Origin of the sequence: Shewanella sp. LC6, assembly GCF_006385735.2 — a bacterium.
GTDB classification, from domain to species: Bacteria; Pseudomonadota; Gammaproteobacteria; order Enterobacterales; family Shewanellaceae; genus Shewanella; species Shewanella xiamenensis.
This window is the reverse complement of sequence record NZ_CP043902.1, coordinates 2,451,229-2,470,260: the sequence shown is the minus strand read 5'-3', so window position 1 is coordinate 2,470,260 and position 19,032 is coordinate 2,451,229. Positions and strand designations below refer to the sequence as shown.

At 49.3% G+C, this 19,032-nt stretch carries 18 protein-coding genes and 1 pseudogene; 5 read left to right on the top strand and 14 right to left on the bottom strand.

Annotated elements, in window-relative coordinates; genetic code table 11:
* Positions 1-81: 81 nt before the first annotated feature.
* The gene (locus FJD32_RS11275) at positions 82-435 is read right to left on the bottom strand and encodes a hypothetical protein (protein ID WP_239642731.1); all 354 of its coding nucleotides are present in this window, start codon (positions 433-435) and stop codon (positions 82-84) included.
* 291 nt (positions 436-726) lie between these two features.
* Here FJD32_RS11275 and FJD32_RS11270 point away from each other — a divergent pair, with 291 nt between their 5' ends.
* Positions 727-1,830 (top strand): ISAs1-like element ISSpu13 family transposase, encoded by a 1,104-nt coding sequence (locus tag FJD32_RS11270; RefSeq protein WP_011918404.1) that lies wholly within the window; start codon positions 727-729, stop codon positions 1,828-1,830.
* 68 nt (positions 1,831-1,898) lie between these two features.
* On the opposite strand, the pseudogene FJD32_RS11265 reads toward FJD32_RS11270, so the two are convergent.
* Both FJD32_RS11265 and FJD32_RS11260 read right to left on the bottom strand, forming a co-directional pair.
* Positions 1,899-2,354: pseudogene (locus FJD32_RS11265) on the bottom strand (efflux RND transporter permease subunit); the annotation flags it as partial.
* A 345-nt stretch (positions 2,355-2,699) separates the two neighbouring features.
* Positions 2,700-3,749 carry a DNA-binding protein gene (locus FJD32_RS11260; RefSeq protein ID WP_140907661.1) on the bottom strand — a complete coding sequence of 350 codons (1,050 nt, stop codon included), beginning with the start codon at positions 3,747-3,749 and terminating at the stop codon, positions 2,700-2,702.
* Between the two features lie 205 nt (positions 3,750-3,954).
* Between FJD32_RS11260 and FJD32_RS11255 the strand changes: the two genes are divergently transcribed.
* The 3 genes from FJD32_RS11255 to FJD32_RS11245 all read left to right on the top strand — a co-directional run bounded on the left by FJD32_RS11255 (position 3,955) and on the right by FJD32_RS11245 (position 6,685).
* On the top strand, positions 3,955-4,968 hold the full coding sequence (locus tag FJD32_RS11255) for a tyrosine-type recombinase/integrase (protein ID WP_037431571.1): 1,014 nt from the start codon (positions 3,955-3,957) through the stop codon (positions 4,966-4,968).
* 26 nt (positions 4,969-4,994) lie between these two features.
* The gene (locus FJD32_RS11250; protein ID WP_050991421.1) at positions 4,995-5,750 is read left to right on the top strand and encodes an AraC family transcriptional regulator; all 756 of its coding nucleotides are present in this window, start codon (positions 4,995-4,997) and stop codon (positions 5,748-5,750) included.
* Between the two features lie 74 nt (positions 5,751-5,824).
* Positions 5,825-6,685 carry a sterol desaturase family protein gene (locus FJD32_RS11245; protein ID WP_140907662.1) on the top strand — a complete coding sequence of 287 codons (861 nt, stop codon included), beginning with the start codon at positions 5,825-5,827 and terminating at the stop codon, positions 6,683-6,685.
* Between the two features lie 66 nt (positions 6,686-6,751).
* On the opposite strand, the gene lspA is transcribed toward FJD32_RS11245, so the two are convergent.
* The 7 genes from lspA to FJD32_RS11210 all read right to left on the bottom strand — a co-directional run bounded on the left by lspA (position 6,752) and on the right by FJD32_RS11210 (position 14,716).
* On the bottom strand, positions 6,752-7,288 hold the full coding sequence (gene lspA / locus FJD32_RS11240) for a signal peptidase II (protein WP_140907663.1): 537 nt from the start codon (positions 7,286-7,288) through the stop codon (positions 6,752-6,754).
* Between the two features lie 4 nt (positions 7,289-7,292).
* On the bottom strand, positions 7,293-7,613 hold the full coding sequence (locus FJD32_RS11235; protein WP_140907664.1) for a P-II family nitrogen regulator: 321 nt from the start codon (positions 7,611-7,613) through the stop codon (positions 7,293-7,295).
* Positions 7,614-7,691: 78 nt separating this feature from the next.
* Positions 7,692-10,832: a CusA/CzcA family heavy metal efflux RND transporter gene (locus tag FJD32_RS11230; protein ID WP_140907665.1), complete on the bottom strand. Its 3,141-nt coding sequence runs from the start codon at positions 10,830-10,832 to the stop codon at positions 7,692-7,694.
* 74 nt (positions 10,833-10,906) lie between these two features.
* A complete protein-coding gene (locus FJD32_RS11225) occupies positions 10,907-11,848 on the bottom strand; it encodes an efflux RND transporter periplasmic adaptor subunit (protein WP_140907666.1) in 942 nt (313 codons plus the stop codon).
* Positions 11,845-13,185 (bottom strand): TolC family protein, encoded by a 1,341-nt coding sequence (locus FJD32_RS11220; RefSeq protein ID WP_140907667.1) that lies wholly within the window; start codon positions 13,183-13,185, stop codon positions 11,845-11,847. The genes FJD32_RS11225 and FJD32_RS11220 overlap by 4 nt, the downstream gene beginning before the upstream one ends.
* 83 nt (positions 13,186-13,268) lie before the next feature.
* Positions 13,269-13,625: a hypothetical protein gene (locus FJD32_RS11215; protein WP_037431561.1), complete on the bottom strand. Its 357-nt coding sequence runs from the start codon at positions 13,623-13,625 to the stop codon at positions 13,269-13,271.
* A 191-nt stretch (positions 13,626-13,816) separates the two neighbouring features.
* Positions 13,817-14,716: a cation transporter gene (locus tag FJD32_RS11210; protein ID WP_011711494.1), complete on the bottom strand. Its 900-nt coding sequence runs from the start codon at positions 14,714-14,716 to the stop codon at positions 13,817-13,819.
* Between the two features lie 77 nt (positions 14,717-14,793).
* On the opposite strand from FJD32_RS11210, the gene cadR reads away from it, so the two are divergent.
* Positions 14,794-15,201 (top strand): Cd(II)/Pb(II)-responsive transcriptional regulator, encoded by a 408-nt coding sequence (cadR, locus tag FJD32_RS11205; RefSeq protein WP_025265560.1) that lies wholly within the window; start codon positions 14,794-14,796, stop codon positions 15,199-15,201.
* A gap of 25 nt (positions 15,202-15,226) precedes the next feature.
* Here the strand turns inward: cadR and FJD32_RS11200 are convergent, their stop codons facing one another.
* The 4 genes from FJD32_RS11200 to merP form a co-directional block, all read right to left on the bottom strand.
* On the bottom strand, positions 15,227-17,152 hold the full coding sequence (locus tag FJD32_RS11200) for a cytochrome c/FTR1 family iron permease (protein ID WP_240200006.1): 1,926 nt from the start codon (positions 17,150-17,152) through the stop codon (positions 15,227-15,229).
* Between the two features lie 133 nt (positions 17,153-17,285).
* Positions 17,286-18,312, bottom strand: a protein-coding gene (locus tag FJD32_RS11195) for an IS630-like element ISSpu8 family transposase (RefSeq protein WP_205403048.1) whose coding sequence is annotated in 2 segments (ribosomal slippage) — positions 17,286-17,861 and positions 17,863-18,312 — 1,026 coding nt in all. Because the reading frame shifts where the segments join, the coding sequence is not laid out codon by codon here.
* 199 nt (positions 18,313-18,511) lie between these two features.
* On the bottom strand, positions 18,512-18,745 hold the full coding sequence (locus FJD32_RS25055; RefSeq protein WP_140907623.1) for a GDCCVxC domain-containing (seleno)protein: 234 nt from the start codon (positions 18,743-18,745) through the stop codon (positions 18,512-18,514).
* Entirely contained in the window at positions 18,745-19,032 is a 288-nt protein-coding gene (merP, locus tag FJD32_RS11190; RefSeq protein WP_140907624.1) for a mercury resistance system periplasmic binding protein MerP, read from the bottom strand. Before merP ends, FJD32_RS25055 begins: the two co-directional genes overlap by 1 nt.

Here is a 19,032-nt window from a genome sequence, read left to right as displayed (position 1 = left end):
TTATTAACCAAAAGGTTAAAAAATTGAAACTACATGATTGGCTAGGACAGCTAGCAAAAAAAAGGCGTAACTGTGCCTATGTTAGGCAAATATTGGAGGACGGTATAAAGAAGAACGATACTGAGGCATTAGTGCTGAGGTAAACATTGTTGCAGCATTAACTAAATTGACTTCTGATTTAAGCGTTGGCATCGCCATCGTTAAAGCGACTGATAAACATGATCCGACAGGACAATGGCACGCTTGGGCGCAGCAACTATCATCCGCACCATCACTCATATCCATGTTCATGTTCATTTGCATACTAGCGTCATGACATGCTTTGCCATTTTCAGCAGGCATATTTGAAGTCGTCATTGAATTCATTGGCATAGTACCAGGCATAATCACAGACGCAAAAGTTTGACCGACAAACGTCAGTAAAACAAACATCATGATTAAGTGGATTCTACGCAAAATATATCTCCAATGATTATCAAATAATAGTAGTGAAAAATACTGCATTTAGCAATGAAAATTTATTTGAAAAACATAATTAAATGAAAATAAAAATAACATTTTAAAATAAAAAATATGATAACAATCAATCCAATATAAAATCAGGGGCTGATCATACTCGATCGCTTTTTATGCATAACCCTTAAAAACAATGAGATAAGAAATAGCTTGATTGATCCCGCCAATGTGATCAAATAGGTCACTTTTTCTTTGTCTTTTGACCTATATATGCTCAAACATCTCGATAACATTACTGATTGCCGTTCCCATATAAATCAAGAACATGATGTCATTGACATTTGTTTTCTTGTGCTTAGTGCCGTCATCTCAGGCGCTCAAAGCTGGTCTGCTTGCCATGAATTCGGCACATTGGAATTGGAATGGTTACGGAAATACCGCCCCTTTACCAATGGTATTCCCAGCCAGCAGAGTATTGGTCGTATTTTTAGAGGAGTGTCGAAGCAATCACTGCTTGATGCACTGATGAGTTGGGTGAATGAGTATCGCGTCAATACAGGACAATCTTCTATTGCTATCGATGGTAAAGTGTTAAAAGGTGCCAAAGCATCAGCCTCAAGTGCGGCGTTACATATGGTAACCGCATATGATACAGGCTCTGGCTTAGTATTCAGCGCGAAATCAGGTGCGAGTAAAAAGAGTGAACTTAAACTTGTGCAAGAACTGCTTACGTGTCTTGATTTGAAATCGGAATTACTTACATTTGATGCGTTGCACTGTCAATCACAAACACTTGATTACATAGCAAAAGAAGGTGGAGATTGCATTCTGCAAGTAAAAGGGAATCAGCCCAAACTGTACGAGGCTCTACAGGCACAATTTACTGATTACATTGAAAATAACCCTGATGCAGAATGCTTTACCGAAACTAATAAAGGGCATGGTCGAGTTGAAAAACGAATAACGTTTCAATGTCCACTGAATTTACCCGCCGAGATAAAGATGAAGTGGTCTCAACTAAAAACATTAATCGCAGTAGAACGTCATCGAAAAGTGGGTAATAAAACCAGTATAGACACACATTTTTATGTCAGCAGTGCAGTGCTAACATCAGAAGCCTTTGGTAGAGCGATTAGGGCTCATTGGCAAACTGAAAATAATCAACATTGGCTTTTAGATAAGCTATTTCAAGAAGATAAGCAGAAAATGTATGATGAAGATGGCGCCAGTATCTTGGCCATTTTACGCCGCTGGGCCTTAAATCTGGTGAAATTACACCCAGCTAAAACCAGCCAAACTCAAAAATTTAATCGAGCATGTTGGAGTGATGACTTCAGAGAAGAGATTATTTTTGGAACTGGTCAAAAAGTGTAATCAGCCCCTGATATAAAATAACGATGCAATTTTTTATCTGCATCGTTATCCTAATCAACTAAATATTATCATTCCTCATGTATCAATTTAGTACGACGCCATAAAAAGAATACAACGGGGACAATTAATAGTGTCAGTATGATTGCACTAACCATTCCGCCGACCATTGGCGCAGCAATCCTACTCATCACCTCGGAACCGGTTCCAGTACCATAAAGGATAGGCAATAATCCAGCTATGATTGCTGCTGCCGTCATCATTACAGGACGTACGCGCATACCTGCACCTTGAATAACAGATTGAGTCAACTTTAGTTCATCAAATTTTTCTAGCTGCTGTGAACTATGATCAATCGCTTCTCTATAGGCTTGGTTTAAATAAACAAGCATAATGACGCCGATTTCGACAGCGACACCTGCCAATGCAATAAAACCGACTCCTACTGCAACTGAAAAATTGAAACCTTGTAAATACATTAACCAAATACTGCCCACCATGGCAAAAGGCAATGTCCCCACAATAATTCCACTACGGACCAGCGGGGGCATTTGAACGAAAACCTACGGTTTTGAATCCTGTGGCACCCTCGTAACCGTAGGTTTTCGTTTGATAGCCGTTAATCCCTGTATTTGAGGTTCGGCTGCATTCGGCCGGTAAAAGCGTTGAAATTAGCCACAAAACCTATAACACATTGATAATATGTAGGAATATCAATATTTTTTTCCACCTGACGTTTGTCGAATCGATGCTTCTCCTTGGCCTGCAGGGTCTTGTGGAAGAACCGACAAATTTGCCAAGTTTGCTCGTTTAGGGGCTGGCAACGATTTCTGCATTTGCAGCCAGACGATCAAAACACATCCATTAAATCGTTATAGCGAACTTTGAAGCTGTTTAAACTGCCCTTGGATCACTGCTTTTTCCTGAAGAATCACCTTATTCTCATCGGTCAGAAATGCCACTTTATCCTGGGCGGTTTTCAGTTCGGCTTTGGTGGTCTCCAGTGCGTGGGATAACACGGCCACTTGCTTATCGACATCTGCTTTCTGAGTGGTGAGCGCGGCCATGTTTTCCGACAATTGCTCATTTTTATGCTGGTATTCCCGGCACCTTGTCACGGCTTCTTCATACTCGTGTTCCTGGTTCTGGATATCTTCCATCTTTGCGTTCAAGTCGCTATTTAGCGCCGCATTGGCCCGTTTTAATTCATCGGCATTTCGTTGTAACTGCGCGTTGATGTCGAATAGCTCGGACGCTCTCGACTCAGTCTGTGCGAGCCGGTGTTGCAGATCCTGAATCTGATCATTTAACCCCTGGTTAACTATACGGAACTGTTCGCGCTCCTGCTGGCGGTCTTCGGCAGTGCGCTGCTGGTAATGTTCGAAATGATCGCGGATATCCCGGTTTTCCTGCTTGAGTTCGGCAACGCTTTCTTTCAATTCAGTGGTTCGTGCAAGAGCTTCATCCCGCTGGGACTCGGCTTTGGCCAGGCCGACACGGGCGTCTTCCAGGGACTTGTCTTGCTGGCTTTTTTTCTCAATAACACGTGATAGTTGGTTGTTCAGATCCTGTTGGCGAGCGGTAAGCTGCGCGATAGTGTTGCGGGCCTCGGTCAGTTCTTTTCGGAGTTCATCATTCGAAACCTTGAATTCGTCGCGAGCCTGTTCGATCCGATGGTCGCCCATCTGCTGCACCCGCTCATACAGGGACTTTACCACTTCGACGAGGTCGTTCGGTAGTCCACTGACATCGGCCGCCGCCCCATTGTCTAACCGCCAGCGTTTGAGCAACGGCGCGATGGTGCTTTTGCTGCCGGTGCCCAGGTGCTCGCGCACCCGGTCCACCGTGGGTTCCTGGCCGTGCGTGCTAATGGCTTCGGCGGCTTTGACAATATCGTGATAAGTGACTCCGGCACGGGCCATGGCAGGTTCCTCTCAGATTATTTGGTAATGTATTACGTAACACGTAATATAACATTATCTTTACTGTTTTCTAGGCTGCTTGAATATCAATTATTAACCAACGATAATCACACTTATCGTAGGTTAATGGATCTTGACGTAAATTTTCGACTTGTAACGCCGGTACATAGCCGCCTTTTGAGCGACATCGAAGGAAATCCTATTCATGAACAACAAACCGCCAAAACCGGCTAGCAACTTGCCATTACGTAATGAGGAATCGACCCTGATTGAACGTCAGGAAGCCGAATCATTGCGGCACTACCTCCAGGCAGCGACGTCCGACAACACGCGCAAAGCCTACCGCTCGGCCATTCGCCAATTTGAAAAATGGGGTGGTCGCCTGCCCTCGGATCGGGATACTGTCGTGCGTTACCTGCTGGCCAGAGCCGAATCGCTCAACCCCCGGACCTTGGATCTGCACCTGACCGCCATTAGCCAATGGCACCATTACCAAGGGCTCATCGATCCGGTAAGTGATCCGTTGGTCCGCAAAACCATGGAAGGCGTTCGTCGTACTCAAGGCCAACCCAAACGCAAAGCCAAGGCATTACGTTTGGAGCACATTGCCCAGATGGTGAATCACTTGCGGCAACTGCCTGACACCAAAAAGAAACAGCGGGATATCGCGCTGGTGTTGACCGGCTTTTTTGGCGCCTTTCGTCGTAGCGAATTGGTGGCCATTCAAATCGGTGATCTGGTGTGGGAACCAGAAGGACTTCTCATCCGGCTGTCTCGTTCCAAGACCGATCAACAAGCCATGGGCTTAGTGCGAGCATTACCTTTCGGTGCACCAGGCTGCTGTCCTGCTATGGCCATGAAGAACTGGATAGAATTGGCTGATATCAATGAAGGTCCGGTTTTTCGTCCCGTTAACCGTTGGGATAAGGTTCAACCCAAAGCACTGAATCCCGGTGGCATTAATCAATTACTCAAGACTCTGGGCAACGCCTGTCAGTTCGATTTCGTGCCGGACTTGAGCAGCCATAGCTTTCGGCGTGGCCTCTCTACATCGGCAGCGAGGGAAAAAATCGACTTTGAGTTTATTAAGAAACAAGGCGGCTGGAAGAGCGACGCTACCGTATGGGAGTACATCGAAGAAGGACAGCAATTCACCAATAATGCCTCATTTATCCTCCTAGAAAAGTTGCAAGCGCTTATAGACAGTCAACTACAATGAAAAGCTGCCTTTGTAGAGATAGGGTAATGATCACAACAAATACTTTAGTGAACCCATGGCGCGGCTCAGTAGCGATAACACCAGGTATCGGTGCGTTCCTCGGCGAGTCAGGAGACAATAAGCCCCATAAACATTGGGCGCATCAAATCGCGATCGGTTTAGATGCAAACGTTGAAGTCATTTCCAGCGAAACACGGCACAAAGAAAAGGGGTTATGGATACCGGCTGGAGTTACTCATCAATTGATAATGGCCGAGGTACTGTGTATTTATATCGATCCAACCCATGATATTTGCAAAGCCTTGCTGCCTCACATAAAAAATCCGTTGATGCAACCCATTGGGACACTCCGTGAGGAATTCAATACGGCGTGTTTATCTCGCTTTACTGCCACGGAAAACCTTTCATTCGAACTGGAGGCTTTCGAGCGTCACTACCGGCACGATCAAACATCTGATCCAAAGAGCAGATTGAGCCACATTTTAAAAGCATTACATGCCGAAGCCATGGATGGGCGATCAATCTCTAGAGCCGAGTTGGCAAAGAAAGTTCGTCTTTCCCCAAGTCGTTTTTCCCACTGGTTTTCCGAAAGCACCGGCTTACCTTTACGCAGCTATAAAAAGTGGTTAAAACTATTAACGGGGTTTGAGTTATCACGCCAAATGTCACTCACTGATGCGGCAATTGCATCGGGATTTTCCGATCAGGCCCATTTCTGCCGGTCTGTTACCGAGGCTTTTGGTGTTTCCCCGGCAGTTATTCAACGGCTTTTGTCAGAATAAACAGCACTTTCGTTCAATGTGGCTACGTGTAAACATGAGATGCTGAACACTCTCAATCAGCGAGGAGTGTTAAAATGATTCGTAGCATAACGTGGTTGGTTAGGCTCCTGTATTTGCCGTTGTTTTTGCTCGTCGGAAATGGCGTCGCTATCTATCTTGTTGCCGAGGGTTACAACCAAGGTTGGCTGGTATTTTTGATCTTGGTATTTATAGGAATTTCCTTCGCCACCGAAAAACTGACACCCTATGATCGTGCGTTTAATGAACCGCAACAAGATCAGCGACGCGATCTGCTTCACGCCTTTATGAACGAGTCACTTAATGTTATTGGCGTTGCTGTACTCCCGTTATTTGGTGGCTTGCTGGTCTTGGCACCGATATGGCCTTCCGGGTGGCCGCTGGCTTTCCAGTTACTTTTGGCGATCCTCATTTCTGATGTTGGCATCACCCTGGCGCATTTTGCCAGTCATCGCCTCTCTTCACTGTGGCGCCTTCATGCCGTTCATCACAGCGTAAAACGGCTATACGGTTTTAATGGTCTTATGAAACATCCATTGCATCAATTGATAGAAACCGTCGCAGGAACGACACCATTGCTCTTTGTAGGAGTGCCACAAAATGTCCTGATGTTGTTGGTGGTTGCAGTAGTGCTTCAGTTACTATTGCAGCACTCGAACATGGCGTATTTTACTGGACCGCTGAGGAGGGTTCTCGCAATCAACGCGGTGCATCGTTTCCACCACTTAAATACGGCAGAAGAAGGCGATGTGAACTTCGGGCTTTTTACCACCTTGACGGATCGCTTGTTGGGAACGGCTTATTTTGACTCTGAACGAACGATCGGTACTAAAGATCTTGGTATCGCTTCAACGCCGAATTATCCAGCTGACTATTGGCAACAGTTGATGCAGCCTTTTCGACGGGACAAGACATGAGGTTATTTAGTAATTGATAAATCCGAGAACACGCTCCACATGCCACAGCGGGAGCGTGTTCTCCACTTACCTCATTCCTTTGTTGTTTTCATGGTCGCTGTTATCGCCTTCATCATGAACTTGATGATTCCTACTACCTATGGTACTCACAATAAAAATACATACCCCTATGAATATCGCTGTATCAGCCAGATTGAATGCTGGCCAATGAGAATAGCTCCAGTGAAAATCAAGAAAGTCCACTACCGATCCACGCCATACACGATCAACCAGGTTGCCCAATGCACCACCAAGCAGCATCGAATAGCTCGCCGCTTCAAGCCGGGTTGGACGCCGCCGCATTGTCCAAACCAACCAAACCGATACGCCAGAGGCTAATGCAATAAAGAAATAGCGTTGCCAGCCACCAGCATCAGCTAGCAAGCTGAATGCAGCCCCAGGATTCATCATGTGTACGATATTAAGAATTGAGTTAATCTCCACGCGCTCACCGTACTCTATCGTACGCTCAACGGCATACTTACTCGCCTGGTCCATCAGTAATATCAAACCGGAAAGACACAGCCAACCACAAAAGGTGTTTGTCGGGTTAGAGTTCGCCATGAAGTTAATTTTCTTTTCCTCCAATCGGTAGCGCTTGCTCGACAGGGGTGACGTATACCCAACCGGATATGTTGGGTCCGATTTTCCCGGTTTTGCGTATGATAGCCGTCACCTCATCCACCTGATTGTCATCACAGACCAGAGATAATTGTACTTCTGAGATAACCACGCCAGCTTCGGCAGAATAGGCCAATTCCCGCTCCCCGAGGGGCTTCAAAGTACCCTTGATGTCGAGTAGCGATAGGTTTTTGTAACCCGCGTCACGCAGTGCGACGATGACATCAGCGGACCGAACGTGATGTATAAAAGCGGTAATTTGTTTCATGTGAATACTCCAAAAAAGTGTCGTCATTGCTGTTGGATGGATCGCGACAATCGGTTGGGTGCCGCGATCCTGAGGGTGTCACTGAGCGATCGGATCGCCGTTGTCATCAATCTCTTTTGGCTTTCGCCAAGCCAGTCGATAAAGGCCGGGAAGTACCAATAGAGTGAGTAACGTGGATGAGATAATGCCGCCGATGACTACCGTGGCCAGTGGTCTTTGGACTTCTGCTCCAGTGCTGGTGTTGAGTGCCATCGGCAAGAAGCCTAATGCAGCCACCAGAGCGACCATCAAAATCGGCCGCAATCTCAACATGGCGCCGCCCTGAATCGCCTGCTCGACGGATTCACCCCGATTGAGCTCATCTCGAAAGGCCGACACCATCATGACCCCCGTCAGTACAGAAACCCCGCATAAGGTAATAAACCCAACGCCGGCTGTGATCGAGAGGGGAATATCTCTTAACCACAAGGCGATAACGCCACCGGTCAGCGCCAGCGGTACGCCACTGAAGACCAATGCCGCATCTTTTGCCGAACCAAAGGTCATCATCAACAGTGCAAAAATCATCACCAAAGTGACGGGGACAAGCAGGCTTAACCGCTGCGAGGCCGATTGCAGTTGCTCAAAGGTGCCTCCATACTCCAGCCAATAGCCGGGCGGCAATTTCACCTGCTGCGCAACTTTGCCCTGAACTTCAGCCACAAAACCACCCAAATCACGACCGCGAACGTTCGCGCTGACAACCAGTCGCCGCTTGCCGTTTTCGCGAGAGATCTGATTAGGTCCAGGGGCCAGCGTGAGACTGGCCACTTCCCGCAGCGGTACGTAGCCGCCCTCTGGCAGCGGTATCGGCAAACGTTCCAACGCGCGCAAGTCGCCCCTTATGCCCTCGGCCACTCGCACCACTATCGAAAACCGCTGGTCGCCCTCAAAGATCAGGCCGGCCTCTTCACCACCCGTGGCGGCGGCGACTACGTCCTGCACATCGGCGACATTCAAGCCATAGCGATACATGGCTGAACGGTCGGCATTAATGGACAGAATAGGCAAGCCGGACACCTGCTCGACCTTAACCTCTTCGGCGCCCTCAATACCGTTCAATACCGCCGCGATTTCGCCGCCCGATTTAAGCAGTTGCGTCAAATCGTCACCAAACACCTTGATCCCGAGATCGGAACGCACACCTGAAATCAACTCGTTGAAGCGAAGTTGGATCGGCTGGCTGATCTCATAGGCATTTCCCGGCAACAACGTCAGTTTCTCACCAATTTCTTCTAACAGCTGCGCTTTGGTTTTATCAGAATCGGGCCATTCACTGCGATCCTTGAGCATGACATAGCCATCGGAAATGTTGGGTCCCATGGGGTCACTGGCAACTTCGGCCGTGCCGACGCGTGCGAAGTAGGTTTTGACTTCACGGATTTCCAGCACCGCTTTTTCCAATTGAAACTGCATATCCAGAGATTGAGTGAGACTGGTACCCGGTATTCGCAGCGCCTGGATGGCAATATCGCCCTCATCCAGATTCGGGATAAATTCCGTACCCATCCGCGTTGCCAGTGCGCCGACCAAAACCACAAAGATCAGGGCCGCAGACAATACGAGTACGCGAAATTTGAGTGCCCACGCCAAAACCGGGGCGTAAAACCGTTTGGAGTGGCGAACAATAAAATTGTCCTTCTCCTCGATATGCCCCGTCATAAACAGCGCCACGGCGGCAGGGACGAAGGTGAGTGACAGCACCAACGCAGACAGCAAGGCCATGATTACCGCCATGGCCATGGGCGTAAACATTTTGCCTTCCACGCCCGTCAAAGCCAGGATGGGTAAGTTCACCAGAATCACCACTAACACGCTGATCAGACTTGGTGTAAATACCTCGCGGGTGGCCGCAAACACCGTCTGAAGGCGCTCGTCCAGTTTTAAGGTACGCCCAAGATGGTGTTGCCGCCCGGCCAAGCGCAAGATACAGTTTTCGACAATGATCACCGCGCCATCCACAATCAAGCCAAAATCGAGTGCGCCCAAACTCATCAGATTGGCACTGACCTTGGTTTGCACCATGCCTGTCATCAACATCAACATTGACAAAGGGATCACCATTGCGGTGAGTAAGGCCGCCCGGACATTGCCGAGCATGACCAGGAGCACGACGACAACCAAAATCGCGCCTTCGACCAGGTTGGTCTGTACCGTGGAAATGGTTTTATCGACCAGTACTGTACGGTTATAAACCGGCTCTGCAACCACGCCTTCGGGCAGTGTTTTGTTGATCTCCAGCAACTTGGCCGACACCGCTTGGGAAACCGTCCGGCTGTTGCCGCCCAGTAGCATGACGGCGGTACCCAAGACCGTCTCCTCGCCATCGAGCGTCGCAGCACCGGTGCGCAATTCCTTGCCGAATCCCACCTCGGCCACGTCAGCCACGGTTATGGGTAGGCCGTCACGACGGGCGACGATGATTTTTTCGATCGCCGGGATGTCAGCTACCTGTCCGGGGGCACGAATCAGGTATTGTTCGCCATTTTTTTCGATATATCCGGCACCGATGTTGGCGTTGTTTTTCTCCAATGCCGCCACCAGATCATCGAAGCTGAGCTGGTAGGCCAGCAGTTTTGACGGTTCCGGGGTGACGTGGAACTGCTTTTCAAAGCCGCCAATGGTATTGACTTCGGTAACACCTGGAACCAGGCGCAATTGCGGACGTATCACCCAATCCTGCAAGGTGCGTAAGGCCGTCGCATCATACGGCTCACCATTTTCCATCAAGGCGCCCGGTTTCGCATGCACCGCATAGTGAAAGATTTCACCGAGGCCTGTGGCAACGGGTCCCATCGCCGGATCGATTCCCGAAGGCATCTCGCTTTTCGCCTGCTGCAAGCGCTCGTTGATAAGATTGCGGGCAAAGTAAATGTCCGTGCCTTTTTCAAACACCACGGTCACCTGAGACAGGGCATAGCGTGATATCGAACGGGTACTCTCAACATAGGGCAACCCCGTGATCGCCAGTTCTACCAGGTAGGTAATGCGTTGCTCCACTTCCAGCGGTGAGTAGCCTGGGGCTTCTGTATTGATTTGCACCTGGACATTGGTGATATCGGGTACCGCGTCAATGGGTAGCTGCTGATAGTTCCAGACACCCAGGGCGCCCGTTACCAGCACCAGAAACATCACCAGCCAGCGGCGTGCGATGGAAAATTGAATGAGTTTATCGATCATCACACACTCCTTCGTTGAGCGGCGATAGAATGCTGCTCCGGCCGATGGAATCCAGAATGTCTTTCAGGGAGCTATTAATCATCATCGCCAACCTCCCCTTTACCCAATTCCGCTTTCAAAATAAAACTGTTTTTGCTGACATACACTTCATCTGCGGACAGACCTGCCACCACTTCGGTTAGCTCACCGTCGGTTCGCCCCAAAGTCACTGTACGTGCTTCAAAACCTTCCTCACCCCGAACAAAAACGACAGGGTTATCCTCGACGATTTGCAAGGCTTCGTTGCGGATCACCATTGGAGCGGCTATTTCGGCGCGGGTGATTTGCGCGTTGACAAAGAGACCGGGTTTCCAAATGCCATTCGGGTTGTCGATCAAAGCGCGCGCCATAATGGCCTGATTACCAGTTTGGCCAAGCGGCGCAATATAGATGATTTTTCCCTCTGCGATATGGGTCGAATCGAGACTGAGAATGCGAACCCGCTGGCCTAATTCAACCTGAGCAACATCCTTGGGAAAAACCGACAGCTCCACCCAAACCGTTGAGAAATCCTGTACTACCAACAACGGGATATCCGTAGTGTGCTCGCCAGCGTTTGCATTCCGCTGGGTAACGGCACCATTGAGTGCGGATACTATCGAATAGGTTTTCAGACTTTCATTCGCTTCCACAGTCACCAGGGGTTCGCCTTTGCGAACCGGATCACCAACACTTTTTTTAACTTCCCGAATAACGCCGTCGAAGCGTGCCGTTACCGACTGTACACGCTCTGCGTTGGTGGCGACGACGCCATATACTGGCAAAACATCGCGGATGGTGCCCGAGGTAACGGTTGCCAGCGTAATGCCGGCATGTTTTATCTGCTCCTGGGTCAGCTCGACGTGGCCTTCTTCACCGTGCTCTTCCTCTTCTCCGTGACCCGTCTCGGCGAAAGTTTGTCCAGACAACAGGGTGATCGCAAAGCAACACGTAATTAGACGGATAAATGATTTTTTTAACTGGGTATTTGATTTCATTGTGGGGTTCCTGAAAATGTGTTGTCTTCGCCATACTGTGTCAAGGCCAAGGGCTCTGCTGTTAGCTGCTCAATTTCTGCACCATAGGTTAAGGCGGCTGCGGCCGCTTCGATCTGGGTGCGCCTGGCGCTCAATAATTCCTGCCGCGCGCTGACATAGTCGAGATACCCGTAGCGACCGCGTTGATAGGCCGCCTGAGTTTCTACCAGGGCCTGCTCAAGGGCGGGAATGATGGCGGTGCGCAGTGCCTCTACCGCGACAATGGCTTGTTTGCGGTTGTGAAAAGCCCGGAACAGTTGCGTGTGTAGATCCAGCAGCATTACATCGCGCTCTGCCAACACCTGATTTTTTTCGGCCAACGCGGTCGAAACGGCGCCGACATTTCGCTTGCCGGAAAACAACGGCATGCTGAAACCCGCTACCAACGCGGTGTCATCGGTTTCCTGCAAGCGACGAACCCCCACCGACCAACTGATATCGGCACTGGATTGGGTTTGAGCAAGGCGTATTTCTGCTTCTTTGAGGCGGGACTCTGCTGCGAATACTTCTATCGCAGGATTTTTTTCAACTTTGGCGTACAACAGGTCGAATGCCACGTCCTCGCCAAACTGGAATAGATCACCTTCCACTTTGTCAAAGTCCGGTGAGGTTACCCCCCACAGGGCAGACAACGACACTTTCAAATAAGCAAGCCGTTGCTGCTCCGAAAGCAAAGCGAGCTTCGCTTGCTCGGCAGCGGCCTGTGCCCGTTTGACTTCCGCCTCGGGTGTCGCTCCCGCCGTAGCCCGCTTTTTCACAATGCGTAAGCTCTCGCTCGCCAACTGGGCGGCCTCGCCAGCCAGGGTGACCTGCTCCTGTGCCGCTAGCACATCGACGTAACGGCGGGTGACTTCGCCCAATAAGGCCAAGGATTCCACCTGTCGGCTGGCATTGAGCACCGACCGACTGTGGGAGATTACGCCTTGCCGTGCCGCGCGCTTATCCCCCATTTCGATGACCGAAGACAGCGCAATGGTGAGTTCAGCACCACCTGCGCCGCTGAAGTCCCCAGTGCCCCCGACATTTTCAGCGTCAAATCCCAGCTCATACGCCGGTCTTAACCCGGCTGTTTCGGCCTGCCCTTGAAGGGCTGCGTAGCGGTAGGGAAAAACTTTCAAAGACGGGTTTTGTGACAGGGAGCGCTGCACCGCATTGGTCAGCGTGATCGTTGAGTCCCCAGGCTCGGCGCTAAGCCCCGACGAAGAAATGAAAAATAATAAACTGAACAGAATACATCGGCTTTTGATATTCCTCCGCCCCAAAGCGCCAGAACCCGGCGCAGTACGTATTGATAGCATATGGTAGATCCTACTTATTTAAGATAATTCAAACCGCGCGTTGCAACGATAACGGCAACACAGAAAAAACATAATCGGTAAAATCAGGCGATTGGAGGGCGGTACAGCGACGAGGATGGGGCCTCGGGAATGAGGGCTTGAGAGTCGTTATGCAACGAATGTTTATGCAAAAAGTTTGGGTGAGTCAGGTTACCGGATAAATAGACATGGCAATGGCAGCCATGGTGATGGCAATGAAACAGGCAGTCAGTGGACATATTCTGATCAGTGGGATCAGTAGCGGTCGAGCTATCCAGTACTCCCGATGATGAGCCATCGATGAAATCAGAGGAATAAGGGGCTGTATCCGAATAATTAATGGGATGCACGTCAGCCATAGCTGTCACTGATTGCAGTGCAATCAAGAGTAACAGCAGATAAGACAGTGCTTTTCGACTCATAAACCGAACATAACCCCAATGAAATGGAATAAACTGCGAAGCAGTCCACCCTTGATTACGGATTCAATCCCCGATTGTCCCAGCGCCTTTCGTTTACCTGTTATCCGCTTATCAAAGCGAGCCAGGTCGAGGATTTTTATTGGCGAGTTATCAAAAAAAGACCATTGCTTGTTGTTCATATTGTGCTCGGCTCAGGACTTGAGCTGCAAGATACGGCGCGCACCATTCAACACAATCAAACCGATGATAAGGCCAATCACCAAGTCTGGATAACGTGAGCCCGTCCAGGCCACCAATCCACCGGCAAGGATCACCCCTAGATTGGCAATCACGTCATTGGCGGAGAAAATCCAGCTGGCTTTCATATGGGCGCCGCTATCCCGGCTTTTGGCAATCAACAGCAGACAGGTCACATTGGCCGCCAAGGCAACAAGCCCGAAGCTCATCATCAAAGTGGAAACCGGTTCACTACCCAATACTAATCGCCTTACCACCTCGCCCAAAGCGCCCAAGGCGAGAATGATCTGAAGCCAACCGGAAAAATGGGCTGCACGCAACTTCATCCGCACACTGTGCCCTACGGCATACAGCGCCACGCCGTAGACGGCGGCATCAGCGAACATATCCAGGGAGTCCGCAATCAAACCAGTGGATTGCGCCCACCAGCCGACAGTAATTTCAATGACAAACATGATGCCATTGATTGCCAGTAGCCACTTGAGAATGCCAGCTTCTCTTTCTGCCTCCTGTTTTGCAGACGCCTGCGCACGGGCGATGGACTCGCTGGCGACGGGCATTGTACTGACAAGTCTCGCGCCCAGACCGACTGATTGCATTCTTTTTTTAATAAGGTCAGCGTTATCACCATGGTAGACACTCACCTTGCGCTTGGGGGTATCGAATTCCAATGTGACTTTAGGATGCACACTGTCCAACGCCATACGGATCATGCCTTCCTCTGAAGGACAGTCCATCTTGGGGACATGATACTCACTAACAAAGCCGCCATGAGAAGCGTCGTGTACTTCGGCAATTTGGGGAGTGTTCTCCGTCGCGTTATTTTGGCAATTGCCACCGCATGTGGTCGTCATAAAAAACCCTTGTTCTATCAAAGGTGGGCAGTTTAAACTCTATAGTTACTATAGAGTCAAGCACAGAGATTGAATAAATGAAGATTGGCGAGCTGGCAAAAAAGACGGATTGCTCGGTGCAAACTATCCGTTACTATGAAAAAGAACAGTTGCTGTGCACGACACAGCGTAGTGACGGCAATTTTCGACTTTACGATGAAGCTGCTGTCGAACAGCTGCTATTTATCAAGCTCTGCCGTAACCTGGATCTCAGTTTGTCCGAGATCCGCCAGCTACTCACATTAAAACGCTCACCGGGTGCGCAATGTGATCAAGTCAATCGCATGATGGATACGCACATTCAACAAGTGGAAACGCGCATTCAGGAGCTGGTTCAGCTGCGCGAGCATTTGAAAGTACTTCGCCGCAGCTGCTCCAGTGAAAGGACGATCGAACAGTGCGGCATCTTGCAAACGTTAACCACTAATCAGCATCAGAAGCGGTAACACTTACGCGCTTGAAATCGGACGCCTATGTTATCGGCGGTGATGTTGCGCGTTTTGATTTGGATAGTATTAAAAATACCAGGTAAACCAGAAGTACCGAAAGTTGCGCAAGCACGCCTTGCCAGGTGGATTTGACGCCAATCCAGTCAATCTCAAAACTCACAGGTAATGGCGTCATACCGATGATGGCCGCCTCCTGTAATGCCGACACAGCTTTGCCCATCAGGACAAATGCCAGCGCTAGCAGCAAGTAGGTGGTGGCTGAAAAGAATTTGGCGATCGGCAGCTTGACGGAAAAGCGAATCAACACCCACGCCAATATGGCTAACAGCAACAAACCGAGCGCAAAGCCACCACCAACAGAAGAATATTGGGTTGATACCGCCTGCGTTAACAGCGATTGATAAAATAATACGGTTTCAAACACCTCCCGGTAAACCGCCACAAATGCCAACGCCACCAGCCCCCACAAGGTGCCAGACTTAAGTTGGGTATCGACATGTTGCTGAATGTAGGCTTGCCATTGTGCAGCCTGGGTTTTGCTATGCATCCAGATCCCAACATAGAGCAGTACCAACGCGGCCAATAAAGCGGCAATTCCCTCCATGATTTCACGATTGGCACCACTGATCGTGATCAACGATTGAGCGGCGATCCAGGTGGCACCACCGGCAAGTAATGCCGCAATCCAGCCTATGTGGACATATTTAAGCGCATCCCGACGCCCGGTTCTTATCAAAACCGTCGTTAAGGCAATGATAACCAGCAATGCCTCCAGGCCTTCGCGCAACAATATGACCAGACTAGCAGTGAATAAAGTTCCTTCGGACAAGGTGGACTCTGATAACAAACGTTGTGCGTCATCCAACAAATGCCGCGTCTCCGCCATTAGCGCACCCAATTCTCCGTTTACGTCGGGGCGGCTGGTCAATTGTCGTAGTGCCATCATGTTGGACTCGATGGATTGGCGCAGTGCTTTGTCATGCGCATCGAGGCTGTTTTCAATCAGTTCAAAACCGTCCAGATAAGCACTGACGGCGAGTTCACTTGCGGTTGAAAAATCTCCCTTCTGATGCGCTTTTTGGGCGGCTTGAAGTCGATTCCATGTGATTGCCAAGGGATCTTGGGATGCCTTGAATAATGCCGAGGGGTTAGCGCGTAAACTCTCCAAAGCTTGTAGGGTTATATCAGGGCGTGCTGCTGCCAGTTGCAGTGGGTTGTGATTAATCAGCTGCAGTTTGGTAATATTCAAATCATTGTGAGTAGGTTCGCTGGATTGAAAAGCGAGTCCACCGACATAGAATGCCATTGACCAACGCTCTTGCTCCGTTAGTTGTTGAAAAGATGGCATGGCGGTGTCGTCAATGCCATTGGTAATGGCGTCGTATAAACCCAAAATTGATCGATTTAATGCCCGCTCTTTATCGGTAAAGTCCGTGGGTGCGGGATCGAGTTGTGCTGCCAGCACTCCGTCACCTTGACCAGATACTCCATGGCAAGATCCGCAGTTAGTCTCAAATACCGGCCGGATTTTTTCTTGAGGTAATATCCGTTCCGGCAGGGATAAATGTGGCATCAATCCCAACAATGTGCCGCGTAGGCTGGCACTCATTTGACGGATCTCATCAACACCTTTCTTATCATGGATGGCCCTCTGCAATGCCATTGCTTGCACTGCGAGTGACTCTGCATCAGCAGTGGCGGCCAGCGAGCTCTTGCTAACAATCAGTTGTGAAAACTCCACCATCTCCTGATATTCATTGTCATTAATTACCTGACCGTTTTTCACCGCTTCGGCATAATCAACGCCTATGTATTCAGCGAGCTGTGCCAGTTGCCGGAGTTGAGTAACGTTGTCTGGGATCTCAGCTTCATTCGCCCCGGCAGATAGAGAAAGTGGCAGCATCAGAAATATGATGGCATGAAGGGTGGCTCGTTTCAGGCGTTGCAATAACAGTGGGTTCCTGCAATCAAACATCTCGGTGTTCTCTTATTCATGAATCGCTAATGATTATTGATCGCAATTGTAAACTCTATAGCCGCTATAGAGTCAAGAGAAGTATAAATTATACCAATTCCATTAACTAACTGGTCAAAATTGCCCACGGTCTAGTACACAATTCTATCACTCTTGCTTTTTTCTCAATGAAGGTATTCCATGCGATAGAGCACTGTTCGACAATATCGTCATAACCACTAAAACAACGATTGGCCAACACATTTTGACGCAGCCATTGCCATACCTGCTCTATTGGATTCAACTCCGGTGAATAAGGTGGCAACTTGAGAAGCGTCAGATTATCAAAGTCATCGGCCAAATCCTGTTGATGCCAGCCTGCGCCGTCCATGATGACCAGCGCATGGCGCCCAAATGCGGTGGCGGTTGAAATCAGTTTTAAATGCTCGTTCATATATTCGCTATTGGCATGCGGGGCAATAATCGCTTGTGTCGCCCCCGTTGCCGGACACACGGCGCCATATAGATACGCTGATTCAAATTGTTGCTGCTTTACAGCCCTTGGACGGGTCCCTTTCTCAGCCCAAATACGGGTGGTGGTATTCTGTTGGCCAAAGCGGGCTTCATCTTGAAACCAAACGTCAATGCGATCGAGTGCAACGTGCCCAGGTGTGTTAAGGATCGTTGCCATCCGGAAGTTTTTTAAAAGCCTCTTGTATAGCCTCAGATTGTTTCGGGTGGCGAGAGCGAGTGGTAATCCATGAGAAGCCAAGTTGATGTAACAAGCGGTAGATATTCGCTTGCTTGAACATCACACCAAATTCAGACTGAATAAACAGGCCGACATCCTTGGCCATCAACCTGCCACCTTGTTCTGATAGACTTCTGTGCTGTACGAACGCTTTAAGCTTAGCTTGCTGTGCGATGGACAGTGTCGCAGGACGGCCCGGATTGGGCGCATCGTCAAGGCCAGTCAGCCCATGGGTTAAATAGGCGGTGACCCAGCGATTGACACTGGTTCTACTGACCTTAAGCATGCTTGCGATGGCGGTACGAGAATGACCTTCAGTGAAATGGAGTAAGGCAAGATAGCGCATACATTTGCGTGCACTTTTCTCCGATTTTACTAAGGCTGCGATGTGGGGATTATTCATATTTTGTATGATTAAAAACTGATGACCAATTAGATCACATAATTAATATAATTAGTATTACAGTCGATTGGAAACCGTTTTGATAGAGGGGCTTTACCAAGGCTCGCTCCTTTATCTTCCAGAGATCATGACAGGTGGATTGATACTGGAAAATTATCGACTTAACCGGGTGAGTGACATGCAGATTTGCGAGGTCCAATTAACCGCCACAACAGGTTCCTGTGTCTTTATTGCCTTGTGAGAACTGTATGGGCGGGCAAGGTACCGAGCCATAGGAACAGTACACACAGCAGTCACCGAGCTTCGGCTTCAATAAAACATGGCACTGTTCACACTCGTAGAACCACTGGCAGGCGTCCGTGGGCATGGTTTCTGTTTTTTTATGGCCGCATTCGGGACAAGTCAGCTCGGACTGCAAAATCACCTCTGACATCATGGTGTTTCCTTTTTTACAATAGTTGACGGATAACCGGCATTGGTGGTCGCTTCGACCAATCTGTCAGCGTTGGTCAGAGAATCCTCAAAGGTCACTACGGCTTGCTTATGCTCATAACTGACCTCGGCTTCTATCACGCCTTGGACCCTGGTCAGCGCCTTTTTAACCGTGATCGGGCACATGGCACAGTTCATGGTTGGCAGATCCAGCGTGATGGTTTGTGGCTTGGCCCAGGCCGAGAAGCTGGCGATGGTGAATACGAGACCGAGAATGATTTTCTGCAT